Below are 14,875 nucleotides of genomic sequence, written 5' to 3' on the forward strand. Positions count from 1 at the left end.
CGCCGGCGCCCCCCCCCTGTGCGGGGGATGGGCGACGGGCTCGGGATCGCAAGGCGGGCTGCGGCCTGCGCCCGCGTCCCGCGGGTTCGCCCCGCCCCGCATCGGGCACGGGAAGCGTCACCCGCCTCTTCCCGGGGGAGGACTGCGCCCCGCCTGCGGCCGCCGCGGCGGCAGGAACAGCGTTTGCAACAGGCCGGTTCCTGCGAACCCTGACTCACGGAGGCCCCACCATGAACCCGCTGCTCAGCAAGCTCTCCCCGAACGCGACGAAGCAGATCCGCATGGACCACACCAGCGTGCTGGCCGTGTTCCACAAGTACCACGCCGACTCGCCGGCGAACATCAAGCAGGGCCTCGTGGACCAGGCCTGCATGGCGCTGGAGATCCACGCGCAGCTCGAGGAGGAAATCTTCTACCCGGCGCTGCGTGCAATTTCGACCGACAGCGAGGTGCTGGCCAAGAGCGTCCCCGAGCACGACGAGATGCGCCGGCTGATCGCGCAGCTGCGCAGCATGGAGCCGACCGACCCGGACTACGACCGCACCTTCATGGAGCTGATGCGCGACGTGGTGCACCACGTCGCCGACGAGGAGACGGTGCTGCTGCCGGCCGCCGAGAAGCTGCTGGCCGACCAGCTCGACGACATCGGCGCCAGGATGACCGAGCGCCGCATGGAGATCGGCGGCCCGCGCATGGGCGAGTTCGCCTCGAACGTGGTGCGCGGCATGCCGGCCAGCACGATGCTGATGACCGCCGGCGGCCTCATCGCCAGCGGCTACCTGCTCAAGCGCGCCTTCGAGCGCCGCAGCTGAGCCTGCAGCGCTTGCCGGCCGTGCCGGCGCTCTTGCCGTAAAACCGGCGGCCCGGCTGCCGGCGCCGCCCTCCCCGGGGCCCGGAGGACCCGCCCCGAGCGGGCGCCGCGGCGGGACCGGGGAGCGCAGGCGGCCTGTGGGCCGCGCTCACGCGGGCTGATCGGCCCCGGGAGTGCGGGGAGGCTCCTTGCCGCCGGACGGCGGCGCGGACGGCGGCACGATCGCCAGGTCGATCGTCGCGCCGGGGTCCTCCTCCCCGGCGATCGACTCGGTGGCCATGTCCACCGGCGCCGGCCGGTGGGAGGGATCGGCGCCGGGCTGCTCGTCGGCGCCGCCACCGCTCGGTTGCGCAGGCTGGTTCATCGTTGCTCCTTCGGGTGAGATCGGGAGAGCGGCAAGCCCGGTGCCCGCAGGCGCGGATCGCCGGCCTCGCCCACCACGCTGCCGCCCTCGCCCGAGATCTTCACCGCCCCCCTCGCCGATGGACGGACCTGCTGGCGCTCCTCGGCGCTCGCCCTGGGCTGCCCGCGGCGTCGGAACGCGTCCTCCTCCTTCACCGCGACATCGCGCATCGCGGCCTCGTGGCTTGCGAGCACCTGCGACCTTCGAGCGGCGTGGCGAGCGGCGGTGCCGATGCGCAGGCCGCCGCAATGCGCCATGCCGGACGGCCGGTCGCCGGCGCGTCCCACCGGCTTGGCGTTGATCACGCGCGTCGGGCTCAGCCGCAGGGCGATGAACGGCACGAGGACCAGCGGCCCACGCGCCGGGTGCCGAGCGCCATTTCAGGAAGTCTCGTCGCCGGCTTTCAGGCCCGGATTCTGTCCTTGGCGGCGGGCGGCACGCCGAAGCCGCCGCGCATCACGCAGTTGTCCGGATAAAGGCGTGCCGGGAAACCGGTCGTCGCACGAGCGACCGTATTCGCGGCAGTTCCGCGCGAGATGCGGCCCGCCCCAGGAAACGGCCCCTGCGCGGTCTCCTGGCTGCACTGGCCTATAAACTCCGCCTGCCGCCGCCTGTAACAATCCGTGAGGGCCGAAGTCGCCGACCGGTTATGCCTGGCTCGCGGCGGCTTATCGAATGCAAGGTTCTTCCACCGCCTCTCAACGGCACCGTCATGGGGTGGCGCGCAGGGCATAAAAGCCCCCGAAGGATGCCCTGCCCCCTGCGAAAGCGAACAAGAAGACATGGCTCTTTTCCCGCAAGGCCTCACGAACATCGATCGCCGCTGCAACGCCGGTGAGCGCAAGGTGCTGCACCAGCTCAAGCGCTGCCTGGAGGACGACTACCTGGTGTGGCACGACGTGCCGGTCGGCCCCCGGGCGCGCCAGCCCGACTTCGTGATCCTCTCGCCGCGCTGGGGCGTGCTGCTGCTGGAGGTGAAGGACTGGCGACTGTCCACCCTCGGCACCGCCAACCGCGACAGCGTCGAGCTGCAGACACCGCGCGGCGTGGTGACGGCGGCGCACCCGCTGCGCCAGGCGCGCGACTACGCGCTCGAACTGGCCGACGTGCTGCGCAACGACCCGGCGCTGACCCACGCCAAGGGCCTCTTCCGCGGCAAGTTGCTGCTGCCCTGGGGCTACGGCGCAGTGCTGTCCAACATCAAGCGCGCCGACACGGCAAGGAGCAGCGACTTCTTCGAGGTGTTCCCCGAGCACAAGACGCTGCTGCACGACGATCTCGATGAGGGGCGCTCCCCCGAGGAGTTCCTGCGGCGGCTGTGGGGCATGGCCGAGCTGACCTATCCGCACACGCTGACGCTGCCCCAGCGCGACCGGGTGCGCTGGCACCTGTTCCCCGAGGTGCGCGTGCAGGCGGTGCAGGGCGCGCTGGACCCGCCCGAACCCGGACAAGAGGGACAAGCCCCCCTGCTGCCCGACCTGCTGCAGGTGATGGATCTGCAGCAGGAGCAGATCGCCCGCACCCTCGGCGAGGGCCACCGCGTGATCCACGGCGCCGCCGGCTCGGGCAAGACGATGATCCTCGTCTTCCGTGCCCAGCATCTCGCGCAGGCCGCGCGGCCCGAGCAGCCGGCGCTGGTGCTCTGCTACAACCGCGCGCTCGCGCTGCGCATCGAGGCCCTGCTGCGCGAGCGCGGCGTGCGCGAGCAGCAGGTGCAGGTCCGGACCTTCCACGCTTGGTGCGAGGACCTGGTGCGCAGCTACCGCATCGATGTGCCGGTACGGCGCGACGACCCGGGCTACTACGACGCGCTGGCGCAGGCCGTCACCCGGGCGGTGGAGACCGGCCGCGTGCCGGGCGGGCAGTACCTCGCGCTGCTGGTGGACGAGGCGCACGACTTCGAGGACGCCTGGCTGCGCGTGGCCGCGCAGATGGTCAGCCCCGCGACCAACTCGCTGCTGGTGCTCTACGACGACGCGCAGTCGATCTACCAGAAGAAGCGCCGCCGCTTCAACTTCAAGAGCGTCGGCATCGAGGCGCAGGGCCGCACCAGCATCCTCAAGCTCAACTACCGCAACACGGCCGAGATCCTGGCGCTGGCGATGCACTGTGCCTCGGGACTGCTGGAGCAGCCGGGCGGCATGCCGGCTGTCGCAGCCAACGACGGTGCGGTGGAAACGGTGCTGCCCGCCAGCGCCGGCCGGCGCGGGCCGCTGCCGGTGCTGCTGCAGGCCCGCTCCGAAGGGGAAGAGGCGCAGCTCGTCGCCGAGCGTATCGCGCAACTGCTCGAAGAAGGCTGCCCGGCTTCCGGGATCGCGGTGCTGGCGCGCTTCTGGAAGCAGATGGACGAGATCGAGGCGGCGTTGTCCCAGCGCGGCATTCCGGTGCAGCGCCTGGCATCGCTGCGTCGCGGCGGCTGGCGCACGGATTGCGTCAAGCTCGTCACCCTGCACAGCTCCAAGGGGCTGGAGTTCCCCCACGTCTTCATCGCGGGCCTGCAGGCGCTGCCGTACCGCAACGAGCCGCTTGAAGAGGAAATACGGCTGCTCTATGTCGGCATGACGCGCGCCACGCAAACGCTGGTGCTCTCGGCCACTCGCCGCTCGGTGATCGTGGACCGGGTGCGAAGCTCGCTCGACGTGGTGGCACAGCAATTCCGCGCCGCGTGAGGCTCCCCATTCGTGGGCAGTCATTCGGCCCTTGCTTCCCGAATCTCACTTCAGGTGTGCAGCAGGCAGCGATCTTGTCCGGCTACGTACGGACAAGAAAAAAGCTCTAGAGCGTTGATTCTCTAGAGCTTTTTGGTCTTTCGCGGTCCTTGACGGACCCTTGTTTGGTGGAGCCGGCGGGAATTGAACCCGCGTCCGCAAGCCATCACCGGGCAGTTCTACATGCGTAGCCGTCTGTTTTGGATCTCGCCATCCCCGTCGCGCAGCGGCACGCTACGGAGACAGCCAGTCACTTGATCTCGCTCTGGGTCGAGTGACCCGGCTCAGAGCCAGCCGATGTGAATGACCTCACCGTCCTTGCGGACCCGGCCCATCGGCCTGCCGGTGTGAGGCTCACCGGTGTTAAGCGGCGAGTGCGTACGTTTCGTCGTTCGCAGTTACTTTGTTTCCAGACAGATTTACGAGCGAACTGGAGTGCTCGGCATGCCCTACCTCGATTCCGCACCCACGTCGAAACCAGGTCGGCCCCTGAACACGATAGTTTAAGCCAGATCCAGCCATTTCAAGAGCCCGACCGGATCGCCAACGAGGATATCGGCCCCCCAGCGCTCGATCGGCTCACCCTGGCCCAGGTAGCCCCAGCGCACCGCGACGGTACGCATGCCGGCCGCCCGTCCGGCCTGCACGTCGCGCAGGTCGTCGCCGACATAGATGCAAGCCTCGGGCGCGACTTCAAGCCGGCGCGCGGCCTCCAGCAGCGGCGCGGGATGCGGCTTGGCATGCGGCGTCGTGTCGCCGCAGACCAATGCCCCTGGGTGCGCGAGCCCGGTGCGTTCGACGACCGGCAGCGCGAAACGCTCCGCCTTGTTCGTCACCACGCCCCAGCGCAGCCCGGCCGCCTCGAGCGCCCCGAGCACCTCGGCGATGCCGGGAAAGACCACGGTCCGGCCCGACAGGTCCGACTCGTACTCGTCGAAGAACTCCTCGCGCATCGCGGCGAACTCGGCCTCCTCGGGCGTGATGCCGAAGGCGATCGCCAGCATGCCGCGGGCGCCGGCACCGACCATCGGCCGGAAGCTCTCGAGCGGCAGCACGTCGAGGCCGCGGCGCAGTCGCATGCGGTTGGCCGCGGCGGCGAGGTCCGGCGCACTGTCGATCAGGGTGCCGTCGAGATCGAACAGCACCGCCCTCACGGTCGCCGCGCTCATGCGGGCCTGCGGCAGGCGAGCAGGTAGTTGACGCTCGTGTCGCCCGAGAGCCAGTAGCGCTGCGTCAGCGGGTTGTACTCCATGCCACGGGTCTGCACCAGGTCGAGCCCGGCGGCGCGGCACCACTGCGCCAGCTCGCTCGGCCGGATGAAGCGCGCGTACTCGTGCGTGCCGCGCGGCAGCAGCTTGAGCACGTACTCCGCGCCGACGATCGCGAACAGGAAGGACTTCGGGTTGCGGTTGATGGTCGAGAAGAAGACCCAGCCGCCCGGCTTCAGCAGCCGCGTGCAGGCCGCGACCACGGAGGAGGGATCGGGCACGTGCTCCATCATCTCCATGCAGGTGACGACATCGAAGGACCCGGGCTGCTCGGCTGCGAGCGCCTCGACCGCGACCTCGCGGTAGTCGATGTTCGGCGTGCCGGCCTCGAGCGCATGCAGCTGCGCGACCTTCAGCGCCCGCGACGCGAGGTCGATGCCGAGCACGTCGGCGCCGCGCCGCGCCATCGAGTCGCTCAGGATGCCGCCGCCGCAGCCGACATCGAGCACGCGCTTGCCCTGGAGGCCGGCGAGCCGGTCGATCCAGTCAAGGCGCAAGGGGTTGATCTGATGCAGCGGCTTGAATTCGCTGTCCGGGTCCCACCAGCGGTGGGCCAGTTCACTGAACTTCGAGAGTTCCTGCGGGTCGGCGTTGATCATGCGCGGATTGTGCCCAATTGCCCTGGCCGCCGTGCGCCGCGGGCCGGCGCGAGCGGCAACAAAAAACCCCGCCGAAGCGGGGTTCCAAAAGCGGCGCTACAGCGATCAGCGGTTGCGGGTGCCGACCACTTCCACTTCCACGCGACGGTTCTTCGCGCGGCCTTCGGAGGTGCGGTTGTCGGCGATCGGCTGCTTCTCGCCCTTGCCTTCGGTGTAGACGCGGTTGCGCTCGACGCCCTTGCTCACCAGATAGGCCTTGACGGCTTCGGCGCGGCGCACCGACAGCTTCTGGTTGTAGGCATCGGTGCCGACCGAGTCGGTGTGGCCGACGGCGATCACGACCTCGAGGTTCAGGCCGCTCATCTTGCTGACCAGCTCGTCGAGCTTCGCACGGCCCTCGGGCTTGAGCACGGCCTTGTCGAAGTCGAAGAAGGTGTCGGCGGCGAAGGTGACCTTCTCGCTCACCGGAGCGGCCGGCACGACCACCGGAGCGGGCGCAGGCGCGGGCGCCGGGGCGACCGGGGCCGGAGCCGGGGCCTGCTGGACCGGGACCGGGGCCGGCGCGGGCGGCTTCAGCGCGCCGTCGCAGGACGGCTCGGCCGTGGCCGGCGTCCAGGTGCCGCTGCGCCAGCACAGCTCGTTCGTGCCGTTCTTCCAGACGGTACCGGTCGAGTTGGTCCAGTTGTCCACCGACTTCGCTTGAGCGAAAACACCCGTGGCGGAGGCAGCAAGCGCGGCCGAGGCAAACAGCGCCGCCACTTTGTTCAGATTGTTCATGGTTCTCCTCAGAAGAAAAGCCGCAGACAGGTCTGCGAAGCGTCCAGTGAAAAAAGCTGGGGAAACACGGAAAATTGCATAGCAACGCGTGTTCCCATGCATGCAATCGATTGTGCCATAGGGTCTTTGTCGGGCAAGGAATTGCCAGCAGGCCTGCTGCGCCCCGGCCATGCTGTTGCCATGAAACAACATCTGTACCGAATTAGAATGTCGGATTCTTCGCGCGACGCCGCCATCGGCTCGGGCCCGCACGCCACTTTGCGTGCCAAGACAGGGATTGCATGACTCAGTTCGCCAAGGAAACCCTCCCGATCAGCCTCGAGGAGGAGATGCGCCGGTCCTATCTGGACTACGCGATGAGCGTGATCGTCGGACGGGCGCTGCCCGACGCACGCGACGGCTTGAAGCCGGTGCACCGCCGCGTCCTCTACGCGATGCACGAACTCAACAACGACTGGAACCGCCCGTACAAGAAGTCGGCGCGTATCGTCGGCGACGTGATCGGTAAATATCACCCGCACGGCGACAGCGCGGTTTACGACACGATCGTGCGCATGGCCCAGGACTTCTCGCTGCGCCACATGCTCGTGGACGGCCAGGGCAACTTCGGCTCGGTCGACGGCGACAACGCCGCGGCGATGCGCTACACCGAGATCCGCCTGGCCAAGATCGCGCACGAGATGCTGGCCGACATCGACAAGGAGACGGTCGACTTCGGGCCCAACTACGACGGCTCCGAGCGCGAGCCGCTGGTGCTGCCGACGCGGCTGCCGAACCTGCTCGTCAACGGCTCGGCCGGCATCGCGGTGGGCATGGCCACCAACATCCCGCCGCACAACCTCAACGAGGTGGTCGACGCCTGCCTGCACCTGCTGAAGAACCCGCAGGCGACGATCGACGAGCTGATGGAGATCGTGCCGGCGCCGGACTTCCCGACCGCCGGCATCATCTACGGCCTCTCGGGCGTGCGCGACGGCTACCGCACCGGCCGCGGCCGCGTCGTGATGCGCGCGAAGTGCCACTTCGAGGACCTCGAGCGCGGCCAGCGCCAGGCGATCGTCGTCGACGAGATCCCCTACCAGGTCAACAAGAAGAACCTGCTCGAGCGCATCGCCGAGCTGGTGCAGGAAAAGAAGATCGAGGGCATCAGCCACATCCAGGACGAGTCCGACAAGTCCGGCATGCGGGTGGTGATCGAGTTGAAGCGCGGCGAGGTGCCGGAGGTCGTGCTCAACAACCTCTACAAGCAGACGCAGCTGCAGGACACCTTCGGCATCAACATGGTGGCGCTGATCGACGGCCAGCCGCGCCTGTGCAACCTCAAGCAGCTGCTCGACATCTTCCTCGAGCACCGCCGCGAGGTCGTGACGCGGCGCACGGTGTACGAATTGCGCAAGGCGCGCGAGCGCGGCCACGTGCTCGAAGGCCTGGCGGTGGCGCTGGCCAACATCGACGACTTCATCGCGATCATCCGCAATGCGCCCACGCCCCCGGTGGCGCGCCAGGAGCTGATGAACCGCTCCTGGGACTCGTCGCTGGTGCGCGAGATGCTGGCGCGCGCGGCCGGCGACGCGTCGGAGGGCAGCAAGGCCTTCCGTCCCGCGAACCTGCCCGCGCACTACGGCCTGCAGCCCGACGGCCTGTACCGGCTGTCGGACGACCAGGCCGGCGAGATCCTGCAGATGCGCCTGCAGCGCCTGACGGGCCTGGAGCAGGACAAGATCATCGGCGAGTACCGCGACGTGATGGCGCAGATCGCCGACCTGCTCGACATCCTGGCCCGTCCCGAGCGCGTCACGACGATCATCAGCGAGGAGCTGAGCTCGGTGCGCCAGGAGTTCGGCCAGACCAAGGTTGGCGCGCGCCGCAGCGTGATCGAGCACAACGCGCAGGAGCTCGACACCGAGGACCTGATCACGCCGACCGACATGGTCGTCACGCTCAGCCACACCGGCTACATCAAGAGCCAGCCGCTGGCCGAGTACCGTGCGCAGCGTCGCGGCGGCCGCGGCAAGCAGGCGACGGCGACCAAGGAAGACGACTGGATCGACCAGCTCTTCATCGCCAACACGCACGACTTCATCCTCTGCTTCAGCAACCGCGGCCGTGTCTACTGGCTCAAGGTCTGGGAGGTGCCGCAGGGCTCGCGCAACAGCCGCGGCCGCCCGATCGTGAACATGTTCCCGCTGCAGCAGGGCGAGAAGATCAACGTCGTGCTGCCGCTGACGGGCGAGTTCCGCAGCTTCCCCGAGGACCACTACGTCTTCATGGCCACGGCCAAGGGCACGGTCAAGAAGACGCCGCTGGAAGAGTTCAGCAACCCCCGCAAGGCCGGCATCATCGCCGTCACGCTCGACGAGGGCGACTACCTGATCGGCGCGGCGCTGACCGACGGCAAGCACGACGTGATGCTGTTTTCCGACGGCGGCAAGGCGGTGCGCTTCCCGGAGGACGATCTGCGCCCCATGGGCCGCGCCGCGCGCGGCAACCGGGGCATGAACCTGGAGCCCGGGCAGAGCGTGATCGCGATGCTGGTGGCCGAGGACGAGTCGCAGAGCGTGCTGACCGCCACCGAGAACGGCTACGGCAAGCGCACGCCGATCACCGAGTACACCCGCCACGGCCGCGGCACCAAGGGCATGATCGCGATCCAGCAGAGCGAGCGCAACGGCAAGGTCGTGGCCGCCACGCTGGTGCGCGAGTCCGACGAGATCATGCTGATCACCGACCGGGGCGTGCTGGTGCGCACCCGCGTGTCCGAGATCCGCGAGATGGGCCGCGCAACCCAGGGCGTGACGCTGATCGCGCTTGACGACGGCTCGCAGCTCAGCGGCCTGCAGCGCATCGTCGAGAACGATGCGGCGGAAGCTGCCGGAGCAGTCCCCGATGAGTCCGAGCCGCCCACGGCCGCCTGAGGCGGCGCGCCGCGCGCCGCCCTCCTGGCGGGCCGGCGCCCTCGCCGGACTGCTGGCCGCGGCCGGCCCGGTCCACGGCCGCCCGCCGGCCGCGGCCGACGCCGAGCGCCGGGCCGCGGTGGACCGCCAAGCGGCTCGCGTGCCCGTGGACCGAATGAGCTCCTCCCCCTTCCCGACGACCCACCGGAACTCCCGATGAACCGCCCCTACAACTTTTCCGCCGGCCCGGCAGCGCTGCCGCAGCCGGTGCTGGAGCGCGCCGCCGCCGAGATGCTCGACTGGCATGGCAGCGGCATGAGCGTGATGGAGATGAGCCATCGCGGCAAGGAATTCGGCGCGATCATCGCGCAGGCCGAGGCCGACCTGCGCGAGCTGCTCGCGGTGCCGCCGCAGTTCAGGATCCTGTTCATGCAGGGCGGAGGGATAGCCGAGAACGCCATCGTGCCGCTGAACCTGTCGCGCGGCGCGCGCGCCGACTACCTCGTCACCGGCGCCTGGTCACAGAAGTCGCTGAAGGAGGCGCGCCGCTACTGCGAGGCGCAGCTCGTCGCGAGCAACGAGACCGACGGCCACACCCGCATCCCGGCGCCCGCCGAATGGAAGCTCGGCGCGGACGCGAGCTACCTGCACCTCTGCACCAACGAGACCATCCACGGCGTCGAGTTCCAGGAGCTGCCCGACCTCGAGGCGCTCGGCTCGAACGCTCCGCTCGTGATCGACTGCTCGTCGAACATCCTGTCGCGCCCGATCGACTGGAGCCGCGTCGGCCTCGCCTACGGCGGCGCGCAGAAGAACATCGGCCCCGCGGGCCTGACGCTCGTGTTCGTGCGCGAGGACCTGCTCGGCCGCGCGCTGCCGATCTGCCCCTCGGCCTTCGACTACAAGACGGTGGCAGACAACGGCTCGATGTACAACACGCCGCCCACCTACGCGATCTACATCGCCGGCCTCGTGTTCCAGTGGCTCAAGGACCAGGGCGGCATCGCCGCGATCGAGCGCCGCAACGTCGAGAAGGCGGAGCTGCTCTACGACTTCATCGACGGCTCGGGCTGGTACGCCAACAAGGTCGAGCCCTCGTGCCGCTCGCGCATGAACGTGCCCTTCTTCCTGCCCGACGACCGGCTCAACGAGGACTTCCTCGCCGGCGCGAAGGCGCGCGGCCTGCTGCAGCTCAAGGGGCACAAGAGCGTCGGCGGCATGCGCGCGAGCATCTACAACGCGATGCCGACCGAGGGCGTGCGGGCGCTGGTGGACTACATGCGAGAATTTGCGACCCGCCATGGCTGATACCCCCAACACCCCGCCCCCCGAACTGCTCGAGCTGCGCAACCAGATCGACGGCGTCGACCGCGAGCTGCTCGCGCTGCTCAACCGCCGCGCCGCGCTCGCGCAGGCCGTCGGCGAGATCAAGAAGAAGGAAGGCTCGGTGGTGTTCCGCCCCGAGCGCGAGGCGCAGGTGATCGACGGCCTCAAGGCCTTCAACCGCGGCCCGCTGAGGTCCGAGTCGGTCGCGCCGATCTGGCGCGAGATCATGTCGGCCTGCCGCTCGCTCGAGACGCCCACGCGCGTCGCCTACCTCGGCCCGGCCGGCACCTTCAGCGAGCTCGCCGCGCTCGGCTACTTCGGCGCCTCGATCGTGCGCGTGCCCTGCGCGAGCATCGACGAGGTGTTCCGCACCACGGCCGCCGGCGCCGCCGATTTCGGCGTCGTGCCGGTCGAGAACTCGACCGAGGGCGTGGTCGCGCGCTCGCTCGACCTGTTCCTGACCGAGCCGCTGTTCATCATCGGCGAGACCAGCCTCTTCGTGCGCCACAACCTGCTGCGCCGCGAGAACTCGCTCGACGCCATCGAGGCGGTCTGCGCGCATCCGCAGGCGCTCGCGCAGTGCCACGGCTGGCTCAGCAACCACCTGCCGCAGGTCGAGCGCCGCCCGGTGTCGAGCAACGCCGAGGGCGCGCGGCTCGCCGCCGAGAACCCGAAGCTCGCCGGCATCGCCAGCGAGCGTGCGGCGAGCGAGTACGGGCTGCACGTGGTCGCGCCCGCGATCCAGGACGACCCGCACAACCGCACGCGCTTCGCGATCGTCACGCACCCCGACCGCCACCCGCGGCCGCAGGCCTCCGGCCACGACTGCACCAGCCTCGTGGTGTCGGTGGTCAACCGGCCCGGCGCGGTGCACGACATGCTCGTGCCGCTCAAGCAGAACGGCGTGTCGATGTCCCGCTTCGAGTCGCGCCCGGCGCGCTCGGGCCAGTGGGAGTACTTCTTCTACATCGACATCCAGGGCCACCCGGACCAGCCGGCGGTCGCCCGGGCGCTGCAGGAACTGCGCGCCGCGTGCGCCTTCTTCAAGGTGCTCGGCACCTATCCCATCGACGTGCACTGAAGCCGTCGTCGTCCCGCGCAGCGCAGGTAAAGCAGTGGCGTCCATGTTCAATCAACTCGGCGTGATCGGGTGCGGCCTGATGGGCGGCTCCTTCGCGCTCGCCCTCAAGCGCGCGGGCCTCGTCAAGCGCGTCGTCGGCTACAGCAAGTCCCCCTCGACCACCGAGCGCGCCAAGCGGCTCGGCGTGATCGACATCGCCGCCGAATCGGCGCTGCTGGCGGTCTCCGGCTCGGACATCGTGCTGATCTCGGTTCCCGTGGCCGCCAGCGAAGCCACCTTCCGCGCCATCCGCCACCTGGTGGAGCCGGGCGTGCTGTTCATGGACGTGGGCTCGACCAAGCGCGACGTCGTCGAGGCGGCGCGCCGCACGCTGCGCGAGCGCGTCAGCAGCTTCGTGCCGGCGCACCCGATCGCGGGCAAGGAGGTCTCCGGCGTCGAGCACTCGGACGCGACGCTGTACGCCGGCCGCCAGGTCATCCTGACGCCGCTGCCGCAGACCGACGCGGCGATGGTGCAGAAGGCCAGCGACGTGTGGTCGGCGCTGGGCGCCCAGGTGCTCAGGATGAGCCCCGACAACCACGACGCGGCCTTCGCCGCAGTGAGCCACCTGCCGCACCTGCTGGCCTACGCCTACTTCAACGCGATCCACGGCCAGCCCGCCGGCGCCGACTTCCTGTCGCTCGCCGGCCCCGGCTTCCGCGACTTCACGCGCATCGCCGCGAGCGACCCGAGCATCTGGCGCGACATCCTGCTGGCCAACCGCGAGGAGGTGCTCAAGCAGGCGAGCCGCTTCCGCCACACGCTCGAGGCCCTGGAGCACGCGATGAAGCTCGGCAACGGCGACGCGCTGGAGGAGCTGATCCGCAACGCCTCGCAGGCCCGCTCGCACTGGCAGATGAACACCCGCAAACCGGCCTCCGGCCGCTGAGCCGCGCGGGTCCCGCACGCCCGCGCCGCCGCCCCCTCTTCCCGCCGCCATGTACACCACCGAGTTCCTCGACCTGCCGCCGCTGCGCGCGGCGGCCGGCACCGTCCGCCTGCCGGGCTCCAAGAGCATTTCCAACCGCGTGCTGCTGCTCGCCGGCCTGTCCGCCGGCACCACGCGCATCCACGACCTGCTCGACTCCGACGACACGCGGGTGATGCTCGACGCGCTGCGCGAGCTCGGCTGCGCGATCGAGTCCGAGGGCGGCGTGCTCAACGTCACCGGCCTCGGCGGCAGCCTGCGCAAGCGGCAGGCCAGGCTCTTCCTCGGCAACGCCGGCACCGCGATGCGCCCGCTCACCGCGGCGCTGGCGGTGCTCGCGGCGATGCAGGGCGGCGAGTTCGAGCTCTCGGGCGTGCCCCGCATGCACGAGCGCCCGATCGGCGACCTGGTGGACGCACTGCGCCAGCTCGGCTGCGGCGTCGATTACCTCGGCCAGGACGGCTACCCGCCGCTGCGGGTGCGCGACGGCGCGCTGCGCCTGGGGGGCCCGATCCGCGTGCGCGGCGACGTGTCGAGCCAGTTCCTGACCGCGCTGCTGCTCGCGCTGCCGCTGGCAAGCGAGCTCGGCGCGATCGACATCGAGGTCGAGGGCGAGCTGATCTCCAAGCCCTACATCGAGATCACACTGAACCTGCTGGCGCGCTTCGGCATCGCGGTCGGGCGCGAGGGCTGGAGCCGCTTCACCATTCCCCGGGGCAGCAGCTACCGCACGCCCGGCGACATCCATGTCGAGGCCGACGCCTCCTCCGCCTCCTACTTCGTCGCGCTCGGCGCGATCGCCGCCGCCGGCGCGCCGGTGCGCATCGAGGGCGTCGGCGCGGACTCGATCCAGGGCGACATCCGCTTCGTCGAGGCCGCCGAGGCGATGGGCGCGCAGGTCGCGCGCGGCGCCAACTGGCTCGAGATCCGCCGCGGCGCCTGGCCGCTGAAGGCGATCGACCTCGACTGCAACCACATCCCCGACGCGGCGATGACGCTGGCGGTGATGGCGCTCTATGCCGAGGGCGGCACGACGCTGCGCAACATCGCGAGCTGGCGCGTCAAGGAGACCGACCGCATCGCCGCGATGGCGGCCGAGCTGCGCAAGCTCGGCGCGACGGTCGAGGAAGGCACCGACTTCATCCGCATCGAGCCGCCGGCACAGTGGCGGCCCGCCGCGATCCGCACCTACGACGACCACCGCATCGCGATGTGCTTCTCGCTCGCGGCCTTCAACCCGCTCGCGCCCACGGGCAGCGACACGGGCGTGCCGCTGCGCATCCTCGACCCGAAGTGCGTCGGCAAGACCTTCCCCGACTACTTCGAGACGCTGTTCTCGGTCGCGCGCACGCGCACCGAGGACATCCCGGTGCTGACGATCGACGGGCCGACCGCCTCCGGCAAGGGCACGCTCGCCGACGTGGTGGCCGACGCGCTCGGCTACCACCTGCTCGACTCGGGCGCGATCTACCGTGCCACCGCGCTGTCGGCGATGCGCGCGGGCGTCGCCCCGGACGACGAGGCCGGCCTCGCGCAGCTCGCCGCGGTGCTGCCGCTCGCCTTCGAGCCCGGCCACCGCATCCTGCTCGACGGCGAGGAGGTCACCGAGCAGCTGCGCCGCGAGGACGTCGGCGCGCTCGCGTCGCGCATCTCCGTCTTCCCGCGCGTGAGAGAGGCGCTGCGCGAGCGCCAGCTCGCCTTCCGCCAGCTGCCGGGACTGGTCGCCGACGGCCGCGACATGGGCACCGTGATCTTTCCCCAGGCCGAGCTCAAGGTCTTTCTCACGGCGAGCGCCGCGACGCGCGCCGAGCGGCGGCACCGCCAATTGATTTCGCGCGGTTTGTCGTCTAATATGGACGATCTTCGGCGTGAACTCGAAGCGCGCGACGCGCGGGACCAGTCCCGCAGCACCGCTCCCTTGAAGCCCGCGGAAGATGCGCTGCTGCTGGACAACTCCGCCCTCACGATCGAGGCTTCGATGCACGAGGTGCTGAAGTGGTGGGAGCAGCGCAGGCCGTTTCGCTGAAGGCGGGGCGGCCGT

12 protein-coding genes and 1 other RNA gene are annotated in these 14,875 nt (G+C 69.9%); 7 read left to right on the forward strand and 6 right to left on the reverse strand.

Annotated features, from left to right (window positions below; genetic code table 11):
• Window positions 1–230: 230 nt before the first annotated feature.
• On the forward strand, window positions 231–812 hold the full coding sequence (locus D3A59_RS00825) for a hemerythrin domain-containing protein (RefSeq protein ID WP_119153034.1): 582 nt from the start codon (window positions 231–233) through the stop codon (window positions 810–812).
• Between the two features lie 147 nt (window positions 813–959).
• On the opposite strand, the gene D3A59_RS00830 is transcribed toward D3A59_RS00825, so the two are convergent.
• Complete coding sequence (locus D3A59_RS00830; protein ID WP_119153035.1) at window positions 960–1,175, reverse strand: hypothetical protein; 216 nt, start codon at window positions 1,173–1,175, stop codon at window positions 960–962.
• On the reverse strand, window positions 1,172–1,555 hold the full coding sequence (locus D3A59_RS00835) for a hypothetical protein (RefSeq protein ID WP_119153036.1): 384 nt from the start codon (window positions 1,553–1,555) through the stop codon (window positions 1,172–1,174). Before D3A59_RS00835 ends, D3A59_RS00830 begins: the two co-directional genes overlap by 4 nt.
• A gap of 441 nt (window positions 1,556–1,996) precedes the next feature.
• Between D3A59_RS00835 and D3A59_RS00840 the strand changes: the two genes are divergently transcribed.
• Window positions 1,997–3,883 (forward strand): 3'-5' exonuclease, encoded by a 1,887-nt coding sequence (locus D3A59_RS00840; protein WP_119153037.1) that lies wholly within the window; start codon window positions 1,997–1,999, stop codon window positions 3,881–3,883.
• A gap of 165 nt (window positions 3,884–4,048) precedes the next feature.
• Here D3A59_RS00840 and ssrA read toward each other — a convergent pair.
• The 4 genes from ssrA to ompA form a co-directional block, all read right to left on the reverse strand.
• Window positions 4,049–4,412: a transfer-messenger RNA gene (gene ssrA / locus D3A59_RS00845) on the reverse strand.
• A 13-nt stretch (window positions 4,413–4,425) separates the two neighbouring features.
• Entirely contained in the window at window positions 4,426–5,091 is a 666-nt protein-coding gene (gene gph / locus D3A59_RS00850) for a phosphoglycolate phosphatase (protein ID WP_119153038.1), read from the reverse strand.
• Window positions 5,088–5,789 carry a bifunctional 2-polyprenyl-6-hydroxyphenol methylase/3-demethylubiquinol 3-O-methyltransferase UbiG gene (gene ubiG / locus D3A59_RS00855; RefSeq protein WP_119153039.1) on the reverse strand — a complete coding sequence of 234 codons (702 nt, stop codon included), beginning with the start codon at window positions 5,787–5,789 and terminating at the stop codon, window positions 5,088–5,090. Before ubiG ends, gph begins: the two co-directional genes overlap by 4 nt.
• Before the next feature lie 105 nt (window positions 5,790–5,894).
• Window positions 5,895–6,566 (reverse strand): outer membrane protein OmpA, encoded by a 672-nt coding sequence (gene ompA / locus D3A59_RS00860; protein ID WP_119153040.1) that lies wholly within the window; start codon window positions 6,564–6,566, stop codon window positions 5,895–5,897.
• A gap of 281 nt (window positions 6,567–6,847) precedes the next feature.
• Here ompA and gyrA point away from each other — a divergent pair, with 281 nt between their 5' ends.
• The 5 genes from gyrA (at window position 6,848) to D3A59_RS00885 (ending at window position 14,860) form a co-directional block, all read left to right on the forward strand.
• A complete protein-coding gene (gyrA, locus tag D3A59_RS00865; RefSeq protein WP_119153041.1) occupies window positions 6,848–9,481 on the forward strand; it encodes a DNA gyrase subunit A in 2,634 nt (877 codons plus the stop codon).
• 195 nt (window positions 9,482–9,676) lie between these two features.
• Complete coding sequence (serC, locus tag D3A59_RS00870) at window positions 9,677–10,768, forward strand: 3-phosphoserine/phosphohydroxythreonine transaminase (protein ID WP_119153042.1); 1,092 nt, start codon at window positions 9,677–9,679, stop codon at window positions 10,766–10,768.
• Window positions 10,761–11,867, forward strand: a complete 1,107-nt coding sequence (pheA, locus tag D3A59_RS00875) for a prephenate dehydratase (RefSeq protein ID WP_119153043.1) — start codon at window positions 10,761–10,763, stop codon at window positions 11,865–11,867. Before serC ends, pheA begins: the two co-directional genes overlap by 8 nt.
• 43 nt (window positions 11,868–11,910) lie before the next feature.
• Complete coding sequence (locus D3A59_RS00880) at window positions 11,911–12,795, forward strand: prephenate dehydrogenase (protein WP_119153044.1); 885 nt, start codon at window positions 11,911–11,913, stop codon at window positions 12,793–12,795.
• A 49-nt stretch (window positions 12,796–12,844) separates the two neighbouring features.
• Window positions 12,845–14,860: a bifunctional 3-phosphoshikimate 1-carboxyvinyltransferase/cytidylate kinase gene (locus D3A59_RS00885; RefSeq protein ID WP_119153045.1), complete on the forward strand. Its 2,016-nt coding sequence runs from the start codon at window positions 12,845–12,847 to the stop codon at window positions 14,858–14,860.
• Window positions 14,861–14,875 lie beyond the last annotated feature (15 nt).

The sequence above is a fragment of the Caldimonas tepidiphila genome (genome assembly GCF_003569765.1).
Taxonomy (GTDB): domain Bacteria; phylum Pseudomonadota; class Gammaproteobacteria; order Burkholderiales; family Burkholderiaceae_C; genus Caldimonas; species Caldimonas tepidiphila.